The organism is Hymenobacter cellulosilyticus (genome assembly GCF_022919215.1).
In the GTDB taxonomy this organism is placed as follows: domain Bacteria; phylum Bacteroidota; class Bacteroidia; order Cytophagales; family Hymenobacteraceae; genus Hymenobacter; species Hymenobacter cellulosilyticus.
The window spans coordinates 213,778-233,438 of sequence record NZ_CP095046.1 but is presented as its reverse complement, the minus strand read 5'-3'; the positions used below and the strand labels follow the sequence as shown (position 1 = coordinate 233,438).

The 19,661-nt window shown below is 59.7% G+C and carries 17 protein-coding genes and 1 pseudogene; 5 read left to right on the top strand and 13 right to left on the bottom strand.

Annotated elements, in window-relative coordinates:
- Positions 1 to 20: 20 nt before the first annotated feature.
- From dut to MUN79_RS01150, 3 genes are all read right to left on the bottom strand, one after another.
- Positions 21 to 455, bottom strand: a complete 435-nt coding sequence (gene dut / locus MUN79_RS01160) for a dUTP diphosphatase (protein WP_244675997.1) — start codon at positions 453 to 455, stop codon at positions 21 to 23.
- Between the two features lie 121 nt (positions 456 to 576).
- Positions 577 to 2,082, bottom strand: coding sequence for an oligosaccharide flippase family protein (locus MUN79_RS01155; protein WP_244675996.1), 1,506 nt, complete (start codon positions 2,080 to 2,082; stop codon positions 577 to 579).
- Between the two features lie 73 nt (positions 2,083 to 2,155).
- Positions 2,156 to 2,944 (bottom strand): enoyl-CoA hydratase/isomerase family protein, encoded by a 789-nt coding sequence (locus tag MUN79_RS01150; protein WP_244675995.1) that lies wholly within the window; start codon positions 2,942 to 2,944, stop codon positions 2,156 to 2,158.
- A gap of 262 nt (positions 2,945 to 3,206) precedes the next feature.
- Here MUN79_RS01150 and mscL point away from each other — a divergent pair, with 262 nt between their 5' ends.
- The 5 genes from mscL to MUN79_RS01125 all read left to right on the top strand — a co-directional run bounded on the left by mscL (position 3,207) and on the right by MUN79_RS01125 (position 5,307).
- Positions 3,207 to 3,629, top strand: coding sequence for a large conductance mechanosensitive channel protein MscL (gene mscL, locus MUN79_RS01145; RefSeq protein WP_244675994.1), 423 nt, complete (start codon positions 3,207 to 3,209; stop codon positions 3,627 to 3,629).
- A 69-nt stretch (positions 3,630 to 3,698) separates the two neighbouring features.
- Positions 3,699 to 4,310 carry a DUF3078 domain-containing protein gene (locus MUN79_RS01140; protein ID WP_244675993.1) on the top strand — a complete coding sequence of 204 codons (612 nt, stop codon included), beginning with the start codon at positions 3,699 to 3,701 and terminating at the stop codon, positions 4,308 to 4,310.
- A 130-nt stretch (positions 4,311 to 4,440) separates the two neighbouring features.
- Entirely contained in the window at positions 4,441 to 4,674 is a 234-nt protein-coding gene (locus MUN79_RS01135; RefSeq protein ID WP_244675992.1) for a hypothetical protein, read from the top strand.
- A 109-nt stretch (positions 4,675 to 4,783) separates the two neighbouring features.
- Positions 4,784 to 4,942, top strand: a complete 159-nt coding sequence (locus MUN79_RS01130) for a hypothetical protein (RefSeq protein WP_244675991.1) — start codon at positions 4,784 to 4,786, stop codon at positions 4,940 to 4,942.
- Positions 4,918 to 5,307, top strand: a complete 390-nt coding sequence (locus MUN79_RS01125; protein WP_244675990.1) for a hypothetical protein — start codon at positions 4,918 to 4,920, stop codon at positions 5,305 to 5,307. Before MUN79_RS01130 ends, MUN79_RS01125 begins: the two co-directional genes overlap by 25 nt.
- Before the next feature lie 278 nt (positions 5,308 to 5,585).
- Here MUN79_RS01125 and MUN79_RS01120 read toward each other — a convergent pair whose 3' ends face one another.
- From MUN79_RS01120 to MUN79_RS01080, 10 genes and pseudogenes are all read right to left on the bottom strand, one after another.
- A complete protein-coding gene (locus MUN79_RS01120) occupies positions 5,586 to 5,786 on the bottom strand; it encodes a hypothetical protein (RefSeq protein WP_244675989.1) in 201 nt (66 codons plus the stop codon).
- A gap of 2 nt (positions 5,787 to 5,788) precedes the next feature.
- Positions 5,789 to 6,382 carry a hypothetical protein gene (locus MUN79_RS01115; RefSeq protein ID WP_244675988.1) on the bottom strand — a complete coding sequence of 198 codons (594 nt, stop codon included), beginning with the start codon at positions 6,380 to 6,382 and terminating at the stop codon, positions 5,789 to 5,791.
- A 373-nt stretch (positions 6,383 to 6,755) separates the two neighbouring features.
- A complete protein-coding gene (gene infB / locus MUN79_RS31635; protein ID WP_244675987.1) occupies positions 6,756 to 8,453 on the bottom strand; it encodes a translation initiation factor IF-2 in 1,698 nt (565 codons plus the stop codon).
- Positions 8,454 to 8,680: 227 nt separating this feature from the next.
- The gene (locus tag MUN79_RS31630) at positions 8,681 to 9,844 is read right to left on the bottom strand and encodes a hypothetical protein (RefSeq protein WP_244675986.1); all 1,164 of its coding nucleotides are present in this window, start codon (positions 9,842 to 9,844) and stop codon (positions 8,681 to 8,683) included.
- 179 nt (positions 9,845 to 10,023) lie between these two features.
- A complete protein-coding gene (nusA, locus tag MUN79_RS01100) occupies positions 10,024 to 11,307 on the bottom strand; it encodes a transcription termination factor NusA (protein WP_244675985.1) in 1,284 nt (427 codons plus the stop codon).
- Between the two features lie 126 nt (positions 11,308 to 11,433).
- Entirely contained in the window at positions 11,434 to 11,904 is a 471-nt protein-coding gene (gene rimP, locus MUN79_RS01095; protein ID WP_244675984.1) for a ribosome maturation factor RimP, read from the bottom strand.
- A 189-nt stretch (positions 11,905 to 12,093) separates the two neighbouring features.
- Positions 12,094 to 12,276, bottom strand: coding sequence for a T9SS type B sorting domain-containing protein (locus MUN79_RS31625; protein ID WP_375378229.1), 183 nt, complete (start codon positions 12,274 to 12,276; stop codon positions 12,094 to 12,096).
- Between the two features lie 134 nt (positions 12,277 to 12,410).
- Positions 12,411 to 12,554: pseudogene (locus MUN79_RS31620) on the bottom strand (PKD domain-containing protein); the annotation flags it as partial.
- Positions 12,527 to 15,991, bottom strand: coding sequence for a DUF7948 domain-containing protein (locus MUN79_RS01085; RefSeq protein WP_445991692.1), 3,465 nt, complete (start codon positions 15,989 to 15,991; stop codon positions 12,527 to 12,529). The pseudogene MUN79_RS31620 and the gene MUN79_RS01085, both read right to left, overlap by 28 nt.
- Before the next feature lie 112 nt (positions 15,992 to 16,103).
- The gene (locus MUN79_RS01080; RefSeq protein ID WP_244675981.1) at positions 16,104 to 19,511 is read right to left on the bottom strand and encodes a DUF7948 domain-containing protein; all 3,408 of its coding nucleotides are present in this window, start codon (positions 19,509 to 19,511) and stop codon (positions 16,104 to 16,106) included.
- Positions 19,512 to 19,661 lie beyond the last annotated feature (150 nt).

Below are 19,661 nucleotides of genomic sequence, written 5' to 3'. Positions count from 1 at the left end.
TTCAGCGCAATTTGGATGGACTAGCGGCTGCCCGTGCTACCGTAGCCGCCGGTACCCCGCTCGGTTTCGGTAAGCTCGGCTACGGGCTGCCACTCGGCAGTTTCGTGGCGGGCCACGACCAGTTGGGCAATTCGCTCTCCGTCCTGCACGATAAAGTCCTCAGCCGAGAGGTTGACCAGCAGTACTTTGAGCTCCCCGCGGTAGTCCGCATCGATGGTGCCCGGGCTGTTGACAATGCCAATGCCGTGCTTGTAGGCCAAACCGCTGCGGGGCCGTACCTGCACTTCGTAGCCCACCGGAATTTCCATATACAGACCCGTCGGAATCAGGGCCCGTTGCAGGGGCTTCAACGTAACGGGCTCCGTGAGGTTGGCCCGCACGTCCATTCCGGCCGCGTGGGCGGTTTGGTAAGCGGGCAACGGGTGGTGGGAGCGGTTGATGACGGGAATGAGCATGAACAGGCAGCGCAAAGGTGATTCGGCGGCAAAGATAGGCCGAACCAGATATGGATAAGTTTAGGAAGATTAATTGAGACGAAAAGAATTCCAGTCCAAAAGCCGCGAGTTCTTTTTGTCCTTAGCCGACTCTAGCGGCCCTATGGGGTTGCTCAATCAGCACCAATAGACCCACAAACACGGCGCACAGAGCTGCGTGGAAAGTGTGGCGCAGCCAGGCGTCGGCTACGGGCACATACCAGCCCAGGGCCACGATGCCGCAGGCCAGCGCCAGCCACAAGCCCAGCCGGGCAGCAGGATAGGGCACCGGAAAGTGTTTGTCGCCCAGACGCCAGCACACCAGGGCCATCATGGCGTAGCAAGCCAGTGTGGTGAGGGCGCTGCCCATGTAGCCCAGCACCGGAATCAGCAGGAAGTTGAGGGCAATGGTCAGAATGGCGCCGCCGAAGCCGATGTAGGTACCATAGTAGGTTTTGTCGGTCAGCTTAAACCACACCGACAGGTTCCAGTACACGCCCAAAAACAGATTGGCCAGCAGTAGCACGGGCACCACGCCCAGGCCTTCCCGGTACTCGGCCCGGTGCAGAAACAGGCCGCCAAAAACTTCCACGTTTACGCTCACCACTACGAAAATCACCGCGCAGCTCAGCGTAAACCACTTCAATACCAGGGCAAACGTGCGGGGCGAGTTCTTGTCGGAGCTCTGGGCAAAGAAAAACGGCTCGGCCGCGTAGCGGAAGGCCTGCGTAACGAGCTGCATGAAAATGCTGAGCTTGTAGCAGGCCCCGTAGATGCCCACCGCCGTCAGGCTGCTCTTGCCCGGATAAAAGCCCTCGGGTAGCCACAGCGGCAGCAGAATCCGGTCCAGGGTTTCGTTTACCATGCCCGCCAGGCCCATGAGCATAATTGGGTAGGCGTACTTGAGCAAGGGCCGCAGCGGCTCCAGGTTCAGGCGGAAGCGGAAGTCGGTCAGTTCCCGGCCCAGCAGCAGCAGGGTAAAGGCGCTGGCCGCCAGGTTCGATAAGAACACGTAGCCCACGCCCACGCTCGGGTCGTAGAGGCGGGCCACCAGCGGCTGCAGGCCCGAAAGGTATTTGCCGGCCAGCACGTCGGGGCAGAACACGATGAAAAAGATGTTGAGCCCGACGTTGAGCAGGATGTTGGCCATGCGGATGCCGGCAAACTTGCGGGCCTTGTTTTCCAGGCGCAGCCGCGCAAATGGAATAGCGGCCACGGCATCCAGGCCCAGAATCAAGGCTATCCAAATGGCGTAGCGCTCCTGGCCCGGGGGCAGGTCGAGCAGGCGCATCAGGGGCCGGGCCAGCAAGGCCATTAGCACCGTAAGGGCAGCGCTGCTGAGCAGCAGCAAGGTCATCACCCGGTCGTAAAGCTCTTTGCGGTCGGCCCCAGCACGGTTGGCAAACCGGAAAAACGTGGTTTCCATGCCGTAGGTAAACACCACGTTCAGAAACGACACGTAGGCGTACAGGCCCGTGACGATGCCGTACTCTGCCGCCGCAAACCGGGCCGTGTAAATCGGGACCAACAGGTAGGACAACACGCGTCCCACGATGCTGCTGATGCCGTACACAGCCGTCTGGCTGGCCAGCCTCTTTGCTATACTCATGCAGTTATTCGCTAATCAGCCGTGCTTACCTTCTGGCGAAGCACGGCTGATTTTTCATTCAGTCTTAAAAGAATTACTGGCCCTTAAACACGGCCGGGCGCTTTTCCAGGAAAGCGGTTGTGCCTTCGCGGAAGTCTTCCGAGGCGAAGCTATGGCCGAAGGAGTTAGCCTCGGTCTGGTAGCCGTTCATTTCCTTGTCGTAGAAGGCATTCACGCAGTCGATAACCAAGCCTACGGCCAGCGGGGCCTTGCTCAGAATCTTGGTCATGAGCTGCTCGCAGAAGGGCAGCAGCTCGGCCAGCGGCACCACGTGGTTGACCAACCCCAGGCGGTGGGCTTCGTCGGCTTTGATTTGGTCGCCGGTCAGCAGCAGCTCCAGAGCTTTGCCTTTGCCCACGAGCTGGGTCAGGCGCTGGGTGCCGCCGTAGCCCGGAATCAAACCCAGGTTTACCTCGGGCTGACCGAAGCGGGCATTTTCGGAGGCTACGCGCATGTGGCAGGCCATGGCCAGTTCGCAGCCCCCGCCCAGGGCAAAGCCGTTGACGGCGGCAATGACGGGCTTGGTGCTTTCTTCCAGCATGCAGAACGCCTCCTGGCCCCGCTCGGCGGCGCGCCGGCCGCTTATGTCGTTTAGGGCCGCCAACTCCGAAATGTCGGCGCCGGCCACGAAGGCTTTTTCCCCGCTGCCGGTCAGGATAATGCCGCGCACTTCCGGGTCGTCGAGGGCCTGTTGGGTGGCCTCCCGGATTTCCTCAATGGTGGCCGCATTCAGGGCGTTGAGCTTGGCGGGGCGGTTCAGGGTAATGGTCAGGATACCCGTGGCCGAATCCAGGGCATAAAGCAGGTTTTCGAAAGTAGCCATGCGTTAGGTTGGGATGGAAAGTAGGAGCGAATGGCTGCAAAGATAGGGCAAAAGCGCGGCCCGGTTCAGGCCTGCTCCCAACCGCTCAGCGACAATTTGCCGGGCTTGGCCCACAGCCGCCCGGCGTTTGGCGAGAGTGCCGTGAGCCTCAGAAAAGGGGACTATATATTTGAGAAATAGTATAGTAAAAGCAAAGTATCGTCAAAAATTCATATTTAGCGGCCGTACTTTCTTTGTTTCCACCCTAAATCCCTGTAAGCATATGGGCTTTGTTTCTGAGTTTAAGGAATTCATTTCGAAAGGAAACGTGCTGGATCTGGCCGTCGGCGTAATTATCGGATCTGCTTTTGGCCGGATTGTAACTTCCCTCACGGATGATGTGCTGATGCCCGTCCTGGGCCTAGCTACCGGCGGCATCGACTTCAAGGAATGGTACCTACCCTTGGATGGCAACACGTACGCTAGTCTCGAAGCGGCCAAGGCAGCTAAGGTGGCTACCATTAACTACGGCCTATTTTTGAACGCCATTATCTACTTCCTCATCATTGCCTTCTGCGTGTTTTTGATTGTGAAGGCGGCCAACCGCTTCCGCAAGCCGCCCGTGGTGGTAGCCGTAGCCGACCCGGGCCCGACCAAAGACCAGGCGTTACTGATGGAAATCCGGGATGCCCTCCGCAACCGCTAACTTCTGATATACCTAGGCCGGTCTTTCCCACGCTGGGGAAGACCGGCTTACTTTTTAGCTCCGTACTGCATGATACTTTTTACCCGCAATTCCGGGTGGTCCCGGCGGCTCCTGCTGTTGTTATTGCTCAGTGGCTGGGCTGCCACTACGCGGGCCCAAACCTCTGAATCAAGTGCCGCTGCGCCGGATACTGTGCAGGGCTGGAAGCGTGGGGGCGTGGGTACGCTCAACTTCAGCCAGGTGAGCCTGAGCAACTGGGCGCCCGGTGGGCAAAGCTCGTTGTCACTGCTGGGCATCGGCAACGCGTTTCTGCACTATCGTCGCGGCCATAACACCTTCGACACTTCCCTGGACGTGGTGTATGGCAGCCTGAAAGCCGGTAAGGCCAAGATTCGCAAGAGCGACGACCGGCTTGAGCTGAATGCCAAGTATGGACACCAGTTTACCAAGGTGCTCTACTACGCCTTTCAAGCCAACCTCAAGACTCAGCTGACGCCCACCCGCTCGATAGAAAAGCCTGACTCGCTGCTGTCCCGCTTTTTTGCCCCGGCGTTTATCCTGGCCTCCGTCGGCATCGATTATAAGCCCAACGACCAGCTGTCAGTGTTTTTGTCGCCCATCACGGGCAAGTTTACCGTAGTAGCCGACCAGACCCTGGCCGATGCCGGGCTTTTGGGGTAGAAGCCGCCCGCCGCGACGCCCGTGGAGAACTGGTTCGGGTACCGGGCAACGGTTTCGAGAGGAACTCGGCGCGTATTTAAACGTAAAGTACCGGCGGCCCATCTGGGAAAATATTACATTTCAAAGTAAGTTGGACCTCTTCAGCAACTACCTGCACAACCCCGATAATGTGGACGTAAACTGGGAAACCCTGATTAGCTTCAAGGTCAATAAATTCATCAGCAGCAGTATTACCACCACCCTGGTATACGATGACGACGTTTTAGTGCCCATTGACCAGAATGACGACGGTGTTCCTGACAGCCGGGGACGGCGGATTCAGTTCAAGGAAACCCTGGGTATCGGCCTGACTTATAGGTTTTAACCAAATTGAACTATATTCGCACCCCGCTGGTTGCATGGCTGCCAAACCCGGGATTGAGCCGACTGCTTTACGCCCCGATCAAGTGTTTTTTCTTCATCTTCCTCCTCGTATGAAAAAGCTGATTGCCGCTCTGCTGCTGGCGGGTACTAGCCTTGTTGCTTTCCAGGCTCAGGCTCAATCGTCGGAGCCGGCCCAGAAGCCGGCAGCGGCGCGCAAATCGTCCCGCAAGCCTTCGGGGAGGAGGTGGCCCGCATGCAGCGGCGCATGAGCATGAACCCCGACGAGGTGAAGCGTGACCAGCAGCTGGAAATTCTGGAAGCCCGTTCGGGCGGCACGGCCAACACCAGCTTTGGTCGCGCCTCGGGGCCGGCCCGGCAGTACGAGAAAGGCAACTCGGGCTTTACCGTGCGCAAGTTCAAAGACAAGCGCGGCACGGCCCAGCAGAAGCGTGGTCAGAGCCGCCGCGCCCCGGCATTGACCCAAGGGCAAGCCGCTCAAGCACAAAAAGAAGCACCGGTTCCTGTTTTTCTAGGTAGCCTGATTGCAGAACAACAAAAAAGCCCCGTAGCAGCACTACGGGGCTTTTTGCATCTTCAACGGCCTCGGGCCACCGTTCGCCCCCGACGCTGCTGAAGAAGTAACGCACCCTGGCCGTCGCAGAGAACTGCCAAGGCGTTATGTTTTAATGAAGCTTCGTGCTCAACAGTATGTCAAGGTGCCTGCTCCTTCATACGATTTATCTTGGCTGAGGTAACGCAGAATCCCAGATTACTCTACTTAGTTTATCCTAAAGCACTTTGTGCTTATGAACCCGGCATGGAGTATCGAGAGGACGTGCGTTTAACCTTTCAGCAACTATGCACACATAATTGGGCATCCTATTCATAATAAGGGCAGGCTCCAGGCCTTTGCTAGAACTTGGCCGTTACCCCCAGTTTGAGGTAGTTCATATCGTAGCCCACCTCGGTAAAGGCCCCCACATTGTTGGTGATAAAGTAACGGGCCCCGGCAAAAATGCCGCTGGTCAGGTAAGTCGAGCTGCTGGAATAGCCTTTCAGCTCCGGAATTTCATCGTAGTAGGTGTCGCTCCATTTCTGAATGCGTACTCCCACGCTCAGGCCCCGTAAGTATCAAGCTTTGGATTCTGAAAAATATTGTAGTGATAAGTGCCTCGTGCGGCTACAATAATATTGGTCCAGGTAGCCTTGTAGTTGGTGCTTGGGTAATCATAATGGTAGGATTTGTAGCCAACCAAGCCGCCCACGCCAATAGTACCCGGCCCGATGCCGTCCAACACGCCGTGCTCCACCGATAAGCTAAGCGCCGGCGACGATTTAAAGGTCCCATAATATCCGTAGCCCAGCCCTAAGCCCACACCCAGGTTAGCCATAGTAGTGCCTTTGCGGAACAACTCCCCGGCGGCAGTCTGGTCAGCACTTTTCGTTGCCGAAGGGGCAGGAGTAGGAGTAGGGGCTGGTACCGCTGCAGGCTCGGGTTTGGGAGCCGGCTTGCTGGCTACCGGCGTGCTGGGCTTGGCGCTAGGTTTAGGAGCAGGCTTGGTCGTGGTCGTAGTCTTGGCTGTGGTTGTTCGCGCTGCCGGGGTGGTAGCACCGGCTGGTCTTGCCGCTCGGGCTGGCGTTTTGGTTTGAGCCAATACGGTACCACTGGTCATGGTGGCTGCGAGGAGGATGGTGGTAAGTGTTTTCATAGCAACTGAGGAGTAAGAGGACGGACAATCTGCTCAGGTGTGCAATTTTTTCCTGAACTGATGCAAAATTACTGCGGCTGTCGTCTAGGGTCAATCGCATAAATATGTGACCAGAATGCTAAGCGTCTGATAGTTAGAGGTAATTGAGTATCATGCTCATTAATTATTTAGGCTTTTGGCAAGGACACAACAAGATATTTACTACCGGTATCTTCTATCCAACTGCCGTTACGGCCAGGGGCGACTGGCGCCTTTGTTTCGGCTCTGGTTACATCACATGAATGTGGGAGGGTTAAACTTCTCCCAGGGGTGGAAAACAAAACGCCCCAGCCGTTTCCAGCTGGGGCGTCCTGCCTGTATACCTTCAAGCCGACTACAGCGTCCGCTTGATTTCTTTCTCTTCGAAGCCCTCAATGTTGTCGCCTTCGCGCAGGTCATTGAAGCCTTTGATCGAAATACCGCACTCGTAACCCTGGCGTACTTCCGATACGTCGTCTTTGTAACGCTTCAGCGCCGAAATGTCGCCGGAGTGTACTACGATACCGTCGCGCACCACCCGTACCTTGGTATTGCGGGTGAAGGAGCCTTCCGTTACCATACAGCCGGCAATGCTGCCCACCTTGGTAATGTTGAACACCTGCCGCACCTCGGCATTGGCTACCACTACTTCCTGCACCGTTGGGGCCAGCATGCCTTCCATGGCATCCTTCACCTCGTTGATGGCGTTGTAGATGATAGAGTAGAGGCGAATATCGATCTGCTCGTTGTCGGCCAGCTTGCGGGCACTCTGCGAGGGCCGCACTTGGAAACCGATGATGATGGCGTCGGAAGCCGAAGCCAGCAGTACATCCGATTCGGAGATGGCACCTACACCCTTGGAAAGGATGTTCACCTTTACTTCCGGCGTCGAGAGCTTGAGCAGCGAGTCGGAGAGTGCTTCTACCGAGCCGTCCACGTCACCTTTCACAATAACGTTGAGCTCCTTGAACGAGCCGATAGCCAGACGGCGACCAATTTCGTCGAGGGTGATGTGCTTCTTGGTCCGCATGCTCTGCTCACGCGAGAGCTGCTGACGCTGGGTAGCCAGTTCCCGGGCTTCACGCTCGGTTTCCATCACCTGAATCTTGTCACCAGCCTGCGGGGCACCGGTCAAGCCGAGTACCTGCACCGGAGTAGCCGGGCCAGCCTGCTTCATCTTCTTGCCGCGGTGGTCGGTCATGGCCTTCACGCGGCCGTAGTGCGGACCTGCCAGTACCACGTCGCCTACCTTCAGCGTACCGGTTTGCACCAGCACGGTAGTTACGTAGCCCCGGCCTTTGTCCAGCATGGCTTCGATTACGGTACCTACAGCGTTACGGTCCGGGTTAGCAGTAAGCTCGAGCAGTTCGGCCTCCAGCAATACCTTTTCCAGCAGGTCTTCGATACCCAAACCAGTTTTGGCCGAAACTTCCTGCGACTGATATTTACCACCCCAATCTTCGACCAGAATGTTCATCTGCGAGAGCTCCTCCCGGATTTTCTCCGAGTTGGCGCCGGGCTTATCAATCTTGTTCATCGCAATAACGATGGGCACGCCCGCCGCTTGCGCGTGGTTGATAGCTTCCCGAGTCTGGGGCATTACCGAATCGTCGGCAGCTACCACGATGATGGCAATGTCGGTGACCTTGGCACCACGGGCACGCATGGCCGTAAAGGCTTCGTGACCCGGCGTATCGAGGAAAGTTACGCGCTTGCCCGATTTGGTCATTACGTCGTAGGCACCGATGTGCTGGGTAATACCACCGGCTTCGCCTTTGGCTACACTGGCATTCCGGATGTAGTCAAGCAACGAGGTCTTACCGTGGTCGACGTGACCCATGATGGTCACAATCGGGGCGCGGGGCAACAAGTCCTCGGGATTGTCTTCGATAGTGGTGTCGATTTCATCTTCCTCCGCCGACAGGAACTCTACGTCGTAGCCAAACTCGTCGGCTACCACCGTAATAGCTTCCGCATCGAGACGCTGGTTGATGGAAACGAACATGCCCATGTTCAGACACACCTTAATTACCTCATTCACCGAAACGTCCATCAGCGAAGCCAGGTCATTGGCGGAGATGAACTCGGTTACTTTCAGGGTCTTGGCGTCCAGCTCGTTCTGAGCGCGCTGGGCTTCCCGATCCTCCGCGCCACCGGCCCGCTTGTCGCGGCGGTACTTAGCGCGGTTGTTCTGGTTGCCACCACGGCCGCCGCTGAGCTTAGCCAGCGTGGCTTTGATCTGCTCCTGAATCTGCTTGTCGTTCTGCTCGGGCGTATTAGCTACAGCTGCCGGGCGGGGAGCATTGTTCTGCCCACCCTGACCGGGCCGCTGACCGGGGCCGCCGGGGCGCTGACCAGGCCCGCCGGGACGTGGGCCTTGGCCCTGTCCACCAGCAGGACGGTTGCCCTGATAGCCACCGCCGCCACCTTGACCGGTATTCTGGCCGCCTTGACCACCTTGTCCACCCGTAGTAGGTGCGCCGGGGCCGGCATGCGCTGGCGTTTTTTCTTGTTGTCGGTACCGGCACCAGCGCCAAGCCCGCTTTTACGGACATCGGATGAAGCTACCGGACGAGCATTCCGGCCGCCACGGCGGGACGAGTCGAGCGGCAGCTCGATTTTGCCCAGAACCGTCAAGCCTTTCAGCTGGTCGGCTTTAGCTACGATAGTGCTACCATCAGGAGCTTGCTCAGATGCGGCTGGCTCAGGCGCTGCTGTAGGAGCTACAGGCGCGGCAGGCTGCGGAGCGGGGGCAGGCGTAACGGGGGCCGCAGCCACGGGAGCTGGTGCTACCGGAGCAACTGGAGCCGTTACGGGCGTCGGCGCTGGCTGAGGGGCAGCTTCAACCTTTGGTTCGGGCTTGGCTTCGGCTACAGGAGCCGGAGCGGGCGTTGGAACCGGAGCTGGAGCCGGCGCAGCGGCCACGGGAGCCGGTGCTGGCTGAGGAGCCGGAGTTGGAGCGGGCTGAGGGGCAGCCGCAGCCGGACGCGGTGGTACCGGCCGGCCTTTTGAGTCAAGCTCAATTTTACCCAGCACCTTCAGGCCCGGCACTTTCGGTGCTTCGGGCGCAACTGGGGCTGCAGCTACGGGAGCCGGAGCGGCTGGCGCTGCCACAGGAGCTGGAGCTGGCTTAGCCTCTGCTACGGGTGCCGCCTGCGGGGCGGGAGCAGCGGGTTTGGGCGCTTCAGCCACGGGGACCGGAGCGGACACAGCGGGGCTAACGGCTTTCGGCGCTACGGGTTCAGGCCGGGGAGCGGGAGCTGGGGCTACTTCCTGCTCCGTCTGCCGCTTGGCCTGCGTGAGCTTGGTCGCCTCCATCTTGTCTTGCGCCGACGACGCAAATTCCTTCTCCAGCAGGCCTACCTGTTCGGCAGTCAGCTTCGTGGTAGGTTTATTTTCTACCTGATGTCCTTTCTTGGCCAAGGTCTCTACGACCGTGCCCATTCCAATATTCAGGTCTTTGGCTGCCTGCTGGAGCCGTTTAGGTGCTGCTTCCGCCATTCTATGCTCGCGAACGATACTCGTATTCAGATGCAAAGGTACTACATTAAATCTTGCCAGCCGACGCCAAATCACGCCGACTAGCGTGATTTAACGTCCTTGCTGTACCGGCCGCCGCGCATTCATTGCGCGTCGCCGGAATTTGTGGTTTCTTCTTGTTCTTCGTTATCCTCAAATTCATTGCGGATGATGCGGAAAACGTCCTCTACGGTGACGTCCTCCAGCTCGGTGCGCCGCACGATATCTTCTTTGCTCACTGCCAGTACGGCACGGCCCGTGTCGAGGCCGATTTTCTTGAGCTCGTCGAGCACCCAGCCTTCGATTTCATCCTGGAACTCGTCGAGGGCAATATCTTCGTCGTAGTCGCCGGCTTCGCGGAACACGTCGATTTCCATTCCTACCAACCGGCTTGCCAGCTTGATGTTGGCACCACCGCGGCCGATGGCTAAGCTAACCTGGTCTGGCTTTAAGAACACCGATACCCGACCGGTTTGTTCATTAATGCGCATCGAGCCAATCTTGGCCGGCGACAACGCCCGCTGAATGTATAGCTCGAGGTTGTCGGTGTAGTTGATGACGTCGATGTTCTCGTTTTCCAGCTCGCGCACCACGGCGTGGATACGGGACCCTTTCATACCCACACAGGCACCCACGGGGTCAATCCGGTCGTCGTAGCTTTCTACGGCTACTTTGGCCCGCTCGCCGGGCTCCCGCACGATGTTCTTGATGGTAATCAGGCCGTCGTAGATTTCAGGCACTTCCAGCTCAAACAGACGCTCCAGGAAAGCCGGAGCAGCGCGCGAAAGGATAATCTTGGGCGTGCCATTGATGATTTCCACGCGGTGCACCACGGCCCGCACGGTGTCGCCCTTGCGGTAACGGTCCTTAGGGATCTGCTCCGACTTGGGCAGCACCAGCTCGTTTTCTTCTTTGTCCAAGATCAGGGCCTCGCGGCTCCACACCTGGTACACTTCCCCGGTCACGATTTCGCCTACCTGATCTTTGTAGGCCTGGTAGAGGTTGTCGCGCTCCAAGTCCTTCACGCGCTGAATCAGCGTCTGGCGGGCCATGAGCACGGCACGACGGCCAAAGTCTTCGAGCTTCACCTCTTCGGCTACCTGCTCGCCCACTTCAAAGTCGGCCTCGATCTTTTGGGCTTCGGCCAGCGGAATCTTGTCGAAATCCCAGATGTCTTCGGAGTCGTCATCCACGATTTCGCGGTTGCGCCAAATCTCCAGGTCACCTTTGTCCACGTTGATGATGACGTCGAAGTTCTCATCGGTGGTGTACTTTTTCCGGATCATCGTGCGGAACACGTCCTCCAGAATACTCATCATCGTGGGACGGTCGATGTTCTTGGAGCGGGCGAACTCGGCGAACGATTCTATCAGAACGTGGCTGTTCATGGGGGTTAAGCTATATACCTGTTGGGTGGCGGATGGGTTTTTGACGGCCAGCTACTTACGCAACAGTTTGCGGTTTAGATGAATTTCAGAACAAAGCCAACAGCGAGGGGCGGTTGGCTTACTCAGTTACTTAAAGGAAATAACTACCCGGGCTTCCTTGATTTCGGCGAAGGGCACCAGAACGGCGGGCAGGACTTTCTTTTTGTTTTTCTCCTTGATTTCCTCGGCCAGCTGAATGCCCTCGGCTTCGACGGCTTCCATAACGCCGGTTTTCTCGGTGCCATCCTGCAGCTTCACGCTCAAGGACCGGCCCACGTGACGGGTGTACTGGCGCTGGTCAGTGAAGGGCTGGTCGGCGCCGGGCGAGGTTACTTCCAGCGTGTAGCTGGCTTCTTCGCCGTACGCCTCGTCGATGCGACGGGCCAGTCGGCGGCTGACCTTGGCGCACTCGTCGATGCCGAAACCCTGCTCACTGTCGAGAATGACCGTAATCTTGGGCCGGATGGCGTCGGAGACGGTAAGGGCGACAACGAACAGCTCGGGACCGGGCAGGCTGTCCTGGAGCATTTCGGCAATTTGGTCGCGGTCGAATTTCATGGAGATGAATAGGGGGACAAAAGAAAGAGGGGACTGTGTGTCCCCTCTTCATAGTCAGTTTGCTGGTGCAAAGATAAGCCGAAAAAATGCCGGAAGCAAGCCATACGCCGGGCTGCCAAAACGGGAGCCTTTGAACTTCAGGCTCCCCGGGCGGGAAAGACCAAGCTAAGCAGTGGTTACGGCGGCACCCTAGCGGCTTATTTCCAGCCAGCCTTTTATGGTAATGCCATCGGCCTGCTGCAGGTGGTAGTAGTAAGTGCCGTCGGGAAGCTGCCCGCCATTCCAGTCATTATGATACTCGGCCGCTTCGAACACCTTGTTACCCCAGCGGGAAAATACCTGTAAGCGGGCCGGGCAGCCATTGGTAGCCAGGAAGTAGTCGTTTCTGGAGTCTCCGTTCGGGTGATGATGTTGGGAATCTGATAGGCGGGCGTCACCTCAATAACGGGCAGAGTCAGCTCCACGGTGCACAGTCCGTTGTTGTAGGGCCTGCTGATACGGGGCGTATACCGGCCGGCCTGCTGATAAACGTGGGTTACCGTATTGCCGCTGCCCTTAGTGCCGTCGCCAAAGTCCCAGCTGACGCCGGAGAAGCTGTTGAGCGGGTCGGAGAAGCGAATGGTCAGGGGGCCTGGCGGGTTTCGGCGCACAGCTCTGCATCCCAGCGGGCGGCGTAATTGGGAACGGGTGCTACGCTTACCCGACGCGTGGCGCTGCTCACGCAGGAGCCGCTGTTGGCAGTATAAGTAAGAATACTTGTCCCGCTGAAGCCCGCCGGGGGCGTGAAGATACCTGCACTGCTTACGTTGGCTCCCGACCAGGTGCCTCCGGCCGGCGTGGCCCGCAGGCGGAAGGGCTGGGTAGTGCCGGGGCACAGAATCGTGTCGGGCGGCAGGCTGACGCTAACAGCCGGGCTGACGACAACGGGAACGGTGCCGGCAATGTCACAGGGTCCGTTCCCGCTGAAGTAGTTAAGCGTGAAAGAGCCGGCCCCAGCCAGAGAAGGCGTAAAGGTAAATCCGTTGGGAATAGGCCCCTGCACTCCGCGCCCGTACCACACAACACTGCCTGGTAATTGAATGGGAGTAGTAGTGGCAGCGCAGTAAGTTAGCTGGGCCGGCGGCGTAAAGACCGGATTATAAAGCACCGAAGCAACCAGCGTCGATTGGCTGGTGCAGCCGCTGGCTCCGGTAAGGGTGTAGGTGAGCGTCTGGGGGCCGAGCAGGGCCTGGGAAGAGGTGAAGACAAAGCCCGTAGCTACCGAGCCTGACACGCCCGGCCCGGACCAGGTGCCCCCGGCCGGAGAGCCTGCCAGAGGGCGAGAAACCCCGTTGGAGCACACGCTGAACCCCGGGCCGGCAACCGCCCGGACCACGACCATTTGCGTAGTAGATTGAAGCAGGCAGCCATTCACCGTTACATTATATACAATGTTGTGAGTACCAGGGCCGGCCGTGGTGGGGTTAAAAGCATTGTTGGTTACACCCGGGCCCGAAAAGGTACCGCCGGCCGGGGTGGCCGTCAGCGGAAAGCTAGGCACCGGAGTCGTGTTTAAGCAGAACGAAGCGGGCGGGATGGAGGTGATGGTAGGAGCCGGGGGAGTAGGCGCCACGGTCAGGCGCAGCCTGGAAACCCCACCGCAGAGGCCCACGCCCGGCACAGTGTAGGTTAGGGTCTGAACGCCAAGTAGGGCCGGTGTGGGAGTGAAGAAAAAGCCCGTAGCTACCGAACCGGACACGCCGGGCCCGGTCCAGGTGCCGCCGGCGGGGGAGCCCATCAGTGGCTGCGGGCGCGCCTCCACGCACACGGTGGCATCGGTGCCGGCTACCACGGTTACTGTTTCAAAGTTGAACTTGAAGGCCACGTTGTTGCAGGCGCTACCCGTCACGCCCGAGGAGGAAGAGAAGGTACCGGCGCCGGGCAGGATAGGAAATGAGCTTCCTCCCGAAGAGGCGCAGGCACACACGGCCTGGTACACCATGCCCCGCGGATCAAAGCGGGAGGTGCCCCCGTCCACATGGTCGCCTTCACCGCCTTGCTGGCCGAAAAAAGTAGCATAGTCGAGTCGGACGGCTTCAGGGGCCAGCTGCATGAGGTAAAAATCTGCCCCATCGGTAATGCGCTGCACGGCATTGGCCGTCACGGGCAGACTGTACGTGTTCCCGTTGTTATAAGGGAACCGCTGGTTGGCCCCGCCGCCCCAGCCGCTGACGTAGATGCGGTTACACTGGTCAACCAGAAAAGAAGTCGGCGAGATATCCAGGGTAGAGCGGCCACTGCCGAACACGGTAGAAAAGTCCGTGGTACTCAGATCCTGGTCAAGCTTGTGAATAAACTGCCGGCTTCCCGCATTCTGGTAGCGGCCCGCCGTGACGGGGTAGCTGCCCAAGGACTGCCCGAGCACTAGCACCGAGCCACTCACATCCAGCTGCAGAAAGTAAGCTTGGTCGTAGGAAGTAGTACCCAGGTAAGTCGCCTTCTGGACCTGGTTGCCGGCATTGCTGATTCGGGCTACAAAGCCATCCGCCCCGCCCCGGGCAGTTTGGTGCAGGGAGCCTGCGGTGGTTGGAAAGTTAGGGCTAGTTGTGCCGCCGCCTACGTAGATATTGCCCGTGGCATCAAACTGCAGGGAGTAGGCGGCATCGTGGCCGGAGCCACCCAAAAAGTTGCTCCATAACAGGCGGCTGGCTACCGGGTCAAGCTTGCACACCACTGCGTCGGAGCCGCCGCCCCGGTAAGCGCTGCTGAACCCGTTGGCGGCCGGAAAATTGGGGGAAGTGGTACTGGAGGCGATATAGATATTATCGTTGGCATCGAGCAGAATGTCTCCCCGGAAGGCATCCCCGTAGTTGCGGGCCAGGGGCGAAAGGCTCGGGTCCAGCAATCCATCGTTGCCGGAGCCGCCCAGATAGGTGGAGGCAACAAGAGTGCTGCCAGTAGGGCTCAGACGCGAAATCACCAGGTCGGAGCCGTCGGGCACGTCATACGGGGCCCGTGAGCCCTGGCCGTAGGGGTCGATGTAGGTGCCCCCGTTAAAGCTCCGGTCGTAGGCGGTGGCGGAAGTAGGGTAGTCAGTCGACGAGGTTGTTCCCAGCAAAAACAAGTCGCCCTGGCTACCCACAATCAGGCTGTGGGGAAATTCCGAGCCCGAGCCGCCAATATAGGTAGCCCAGGCCCGGGCGGCCGGGCCGGAAGTGGCGGTATTGTACTTGATAATGCCGATATCGGTGACGCCGCCAAACGTGGTCTTAAACGCGCCCGAGGTAGTGGGGTAGCCGGGACCGAACACAATGCCGCCGGAGTACATATTGCCCTGCGAATCGTAGGTAGCCGTGAAGCCCCAGTTGTTGGAAGTAGAGCCCGTGTAGCTGGAAAAGACGACCGTCGGGTCAATGGTCAGGGGCTGCTTGTGGTTGTAACGGCCCAGCTTAAAATGCACGGTGCGTCCTTCCAGCACGTACGAGCATGGCACGGCCACCCGGTGGCCGGTGGCATCGGTTTGCCAGGCCTGGGGCGGCAGCTCACGCAATACCCCAACGGAAGTTTTCACCTCCAGGGCCCCGTCGGCGGTAAGCTGCAGGGCATCGGCGCCGGCATACTGTAGGCGGATCAGGTCTGGGTTAGCGCCGGCGGCCAGCTCAAAGTCGTACTCCAGCTGCTGCTGCCGGTTTTCGTAGAAGTGGGCCCCCACGCCCGGCCAGATACTGGCGTAGCGCAGCGCCCGAAAGCCCGGTACATTCTGGGCCCAGCGGCTGGGGTCGTTGCCGCGCAGGTAGTTGCGGACTTCGGTGGTTTGATTTTCAGCCTGCACCGTGGGTAGAGAAGCCGCACCCGCGAAGGTTACGCGTAGGGCGTGGGCCTTGAGGCCGGTTTCGGCCGCGAGCTGCTGGGTGTTGCCGTGGCCGTGGGGCAGGCTGGCCAAGAAGGAGTACGTCAGGCCGCCTGGTTCGAGAAATAACCGCCCGCCGTCAAGGTCGGCACTGTAGCGTACCGCCGCCGGCCACTGCCCGCGGTTTTCGATGAACTCCAGACTGGCATTAGCCGGTGGCTCTGAACGGGCCTGACTAGTACCGGTAAAAACAGCCACCAACGTGACTGAGCACAGTAATTTTCTCCACATAAATGGATTATTCAGCAAATTCTAAAAAGGAAATAAGCGAATAAAGGTACGCACAGCGGCTGCCACCAACCCCAAGAATCTAGCGTTTGACTTCGACCCAACCCTTGGCCGAGCGGCCAGCCGCGTCGCGCAACAGATAGTAGTACACACCGTCGGGCAGGTTCTCGCCGCGCCAGTCGTTGTGGTAAGCGGCGGTTTCGTACACCTTGTTGCCCCAGCGCGTGAACACCTGCAGCGAAGCTGGCTCACAGCTGAAGCGGGGCACAAACTGCTCGTTGAGGCGTTCGGGGTCGTCGTTAGGGGTGATAATGTTGGGAATGAACACGTCGCCGACGTTGACCGGGGCAAACTGAGTCAGTACTTCGCAATTGGAATAAAACGCGGTGAGTCGCACTTGGTACTGGCCCGGCTGGGAGTACGTGTGCGTGGGGTTGGCCTCGGTAGAAGTGCCCCCGTCGCCGAAGCTCCACTGATACACGCCACCCGGCAAAATCGGGGCGAAGGTATGGGTGAAGGGCGCCAGGGCCGTGTACTGGGGCGCGGCTTCGCAGGCCGGCACGTTCAGGTCGATGTTGGTGCCGGCAGAAGGCGCCAGCACCACGGTTCGGGTATCAGAGGTGCTGCAGGCGTTGTCGGAGAAGCTGTACCGCAGGGTAATAATGGCGCCGCGGTTGTTGGTATTGGGAGGCGTAAACAAGCCGCTGGCACTTACGCCCTGCCCGCTCCACACTCCGCCCTCCGGACTGAAGCCCGTCAGCTGAATCGGCTGCGTTTCGTAGGAGCACAGCGTCAGGTTGGGGCCAGCTTCGACTGGGCGCGGCGGGTCTACCACCACGGTTTGGGTAACTGAGCCGCAGCGGGTGGTGTCGCTGAACGAATAAGTAAGGAGGTGGGTGCCGGCCTGGGCCAGGGAAGGTGTGAACGTGTTGCCGCTGACGCCCGGGCCGCTGAACGTGCCCCCGGCCGGGGTGGCCGACAAGGAAATGGCCGCGGAAGTGGCGGCGCACTGCGGTGGCACTGGAACAAATACGGGTGCTACTTCCGGGGTGACCGTGACGCGCAGGCTGCGGGTACTGACGCAGACGCCCGTCGAAGCAACCGAGTACGTCAGCACATTGACGCCAAGCCGGGCCACGGAAGGCGTAAACTCGTAGCCGCCGCCCGCCCGCGCCGACACGCCCGGGCCCGACCAGGTGCCGCCGGCCGGGCTGCCGCCCAGTGTAAACGGGGCCGCGCTGACGCACACGGAGCGGTTAGGGCCGGGGTCGGCGAGGCGCACGCCAAAGTCAATCTTGAACGCGGCGTTGTTGCAGTTGCGGCTGTTGTTGGTCGAGGAAAAGCTGCCGGTGGGCAAGGTGGGAAAACCCGAGGTGCCCGTGCAGCCGCCACACACGGCCTGGTACACGATGCCGCGCTTGTCGAAGCGGGACGTGCCTCCGTCGACGTGCTCCCCCCGGCCGCCGGCTTCCCCAAAAAACGTGGCGTAGTCCAGATCCTTCATGCCGGGAGAAAACTGGGCCAGGTAAAAGTCGGAGCCGTCGGTACCCGACTGCAGGGCATTGGGCGTCACGACTAGCTCACTGGTACCGCCCCCGCTGAAGCCGGCATTGACGGTGCCGCCCCAGCCACAGATGTAGATTCGCTCACAGTCGTCGACCAGAAACGCGGTTAACGACAGGTTCGGCGTGGTGCTGCGGCCGCCGCCGAAGCGGGTGGAGTACAGGCTCTGGCTGAGCGTAGGGTTGAACTTCTGCACAAAATGATTGCCGCGCAGCGTGGAGTACAGGCCCGGCGTGACCGGGTATACCCCGTTGGTTTGGCCCAGCACGTACACGTTCGAAACGGCATCGAGCTGAATAAAGTAGGCCTGATCATAAAGGCCGGTGCCCAGGTAGGTGGCCTGCTCCATCTTGGTGCCGGTGCTGCTGAGGTGGGCCACAAAGCCGTCCACGTCGCTGGTGGGGTGCTGGGATTGGTGTGCGCCGGGCGTAGTAGGAAAGTCGGTGCTGCTTGTGCCCCCACTTACGTACACGTCGCGCGTCGGGCCCACCTGGATGGAATAGGCCGCATCGGCTCCTTGCCCGCCCAGGTAGGTGCTCCACTGCAGGCTACTCAGGTCGGCGCTGAGCTTACACACCACCGCGTCGGAGCTGCCACCCCGGTAGGTGCGCTGCATGGCCTGGGTGCTGGCAATGGGAAAATCACCGCTGCCCGTAACGGAGGCTATGTACACGTTGCCCGAGCCGTCCGCAATAACGTCGCCGCGGAATTGGTCACCGTAGTTGTGGGTCAGAGGTCCGGTCGGGACCAGGCCGTCGGTACCGGCGCCACCCAGGAAGGTGGAGGCCGTCAGGCGGCTGCCGTCGGCGCTGAGCTTGCTGACGATAATGTCGCAGCCGTTAATGTAGCGCAGCCCGTTCACGTTGTTGACGCGGGGGCCGCCGTTGAACGACCTGTCGTAGGCCCCGGCGGTGGTTGGGTAATTGCGCGAGCTGCTGGCTCCCATAATAACCAGTTCTCCGGCCGGATTTACGACCAGGCTGTGCGGGGCCTCAGTCGAGTCACCGCCCAGGTAGGTGGCGTAGGCGCGGGAGGCAGAACCGGTGTTGGTGGTAGTGTACTTAAAAATGGCAATATCGGCCAGGCCGTTGAACGAGGTGTCATAGGCGCCCAGGACGGTGGGAAAGCCAACGCCGAACACGATGCCGCCGGAGTACATATTGCCCTGGGGGTCGTAGGTGGCCGTAAAGCCCCAGTTGTCGGCCGTGGAGCCAGTAAAGGATGAGAACAGCACCGTGGGGTCAATAATCAGCGGCAGCTCGTGGTTGTAGCGGCCTAGGCGGAAGCTCACCACATTGTTCTGCAGCACGTACTCGCAGGCCACGGGTACCCGCTTTTCGCCTTGCTGCTGCCAGGCCCGGGGGGCCAGCTCCACCACGGTACCCACGGAAGTCTGAATCCGGAGTTGACCTTCGTGCAAGCTCAGATGCTGGGCTCCGTTGTAGCGCAGCCGGATCTGGGAGGGCTGCGCTTTGGCCCCCACCTGGAAGTCGTACTCGAGGTGGCCGTCGGCGTTTTCGTAGAGCTCGGTGCTAATGCCGGGGTAAATGTTCTGGTAGCGCACCTGCCGGAAGCCCCGCACCCGCGCGGCCCACTTGCGGGAGTCGTTACCCAGAAAATAGTTGCGCTGCTCATCGGTAGCGGTGGCAGCAACCATGTCCGGGTTGGCATTGCCGTTCACAAACGTCATGGAATAGGCGTGGGCCGGCAGCTTCGCGGCCGGAGCTCCGTGGTCGTGGTGCTGGTCCAGGGCCTTGGAGTCGACAAATGCGTAGGTGAAGCCGGTTTTCTCCAGGAACAGCCGCCCACTGGGCAGCTCGGCCAGGTACTGCACACGGGCGGGCCACTGGCCTTTGTTTTCCACAAATTCCAGGGTGCGGGCCGGCTGCTCGGGGATGCCGGGGCTGCTGCGGCGGCACGGGTACATAAGGCCGGCAGCAGCTGAATAAGGAAAATAGCGACGAATCGGGAGAGTAAGGGTAATTGCATAGGGAAAGATACAACCAAAAAAGCGTGGTTTTTGCGCGTTGCGGATAGCTGTAGCGCGAAAGTGGCCGTAACCCATACCTTTGCTTTG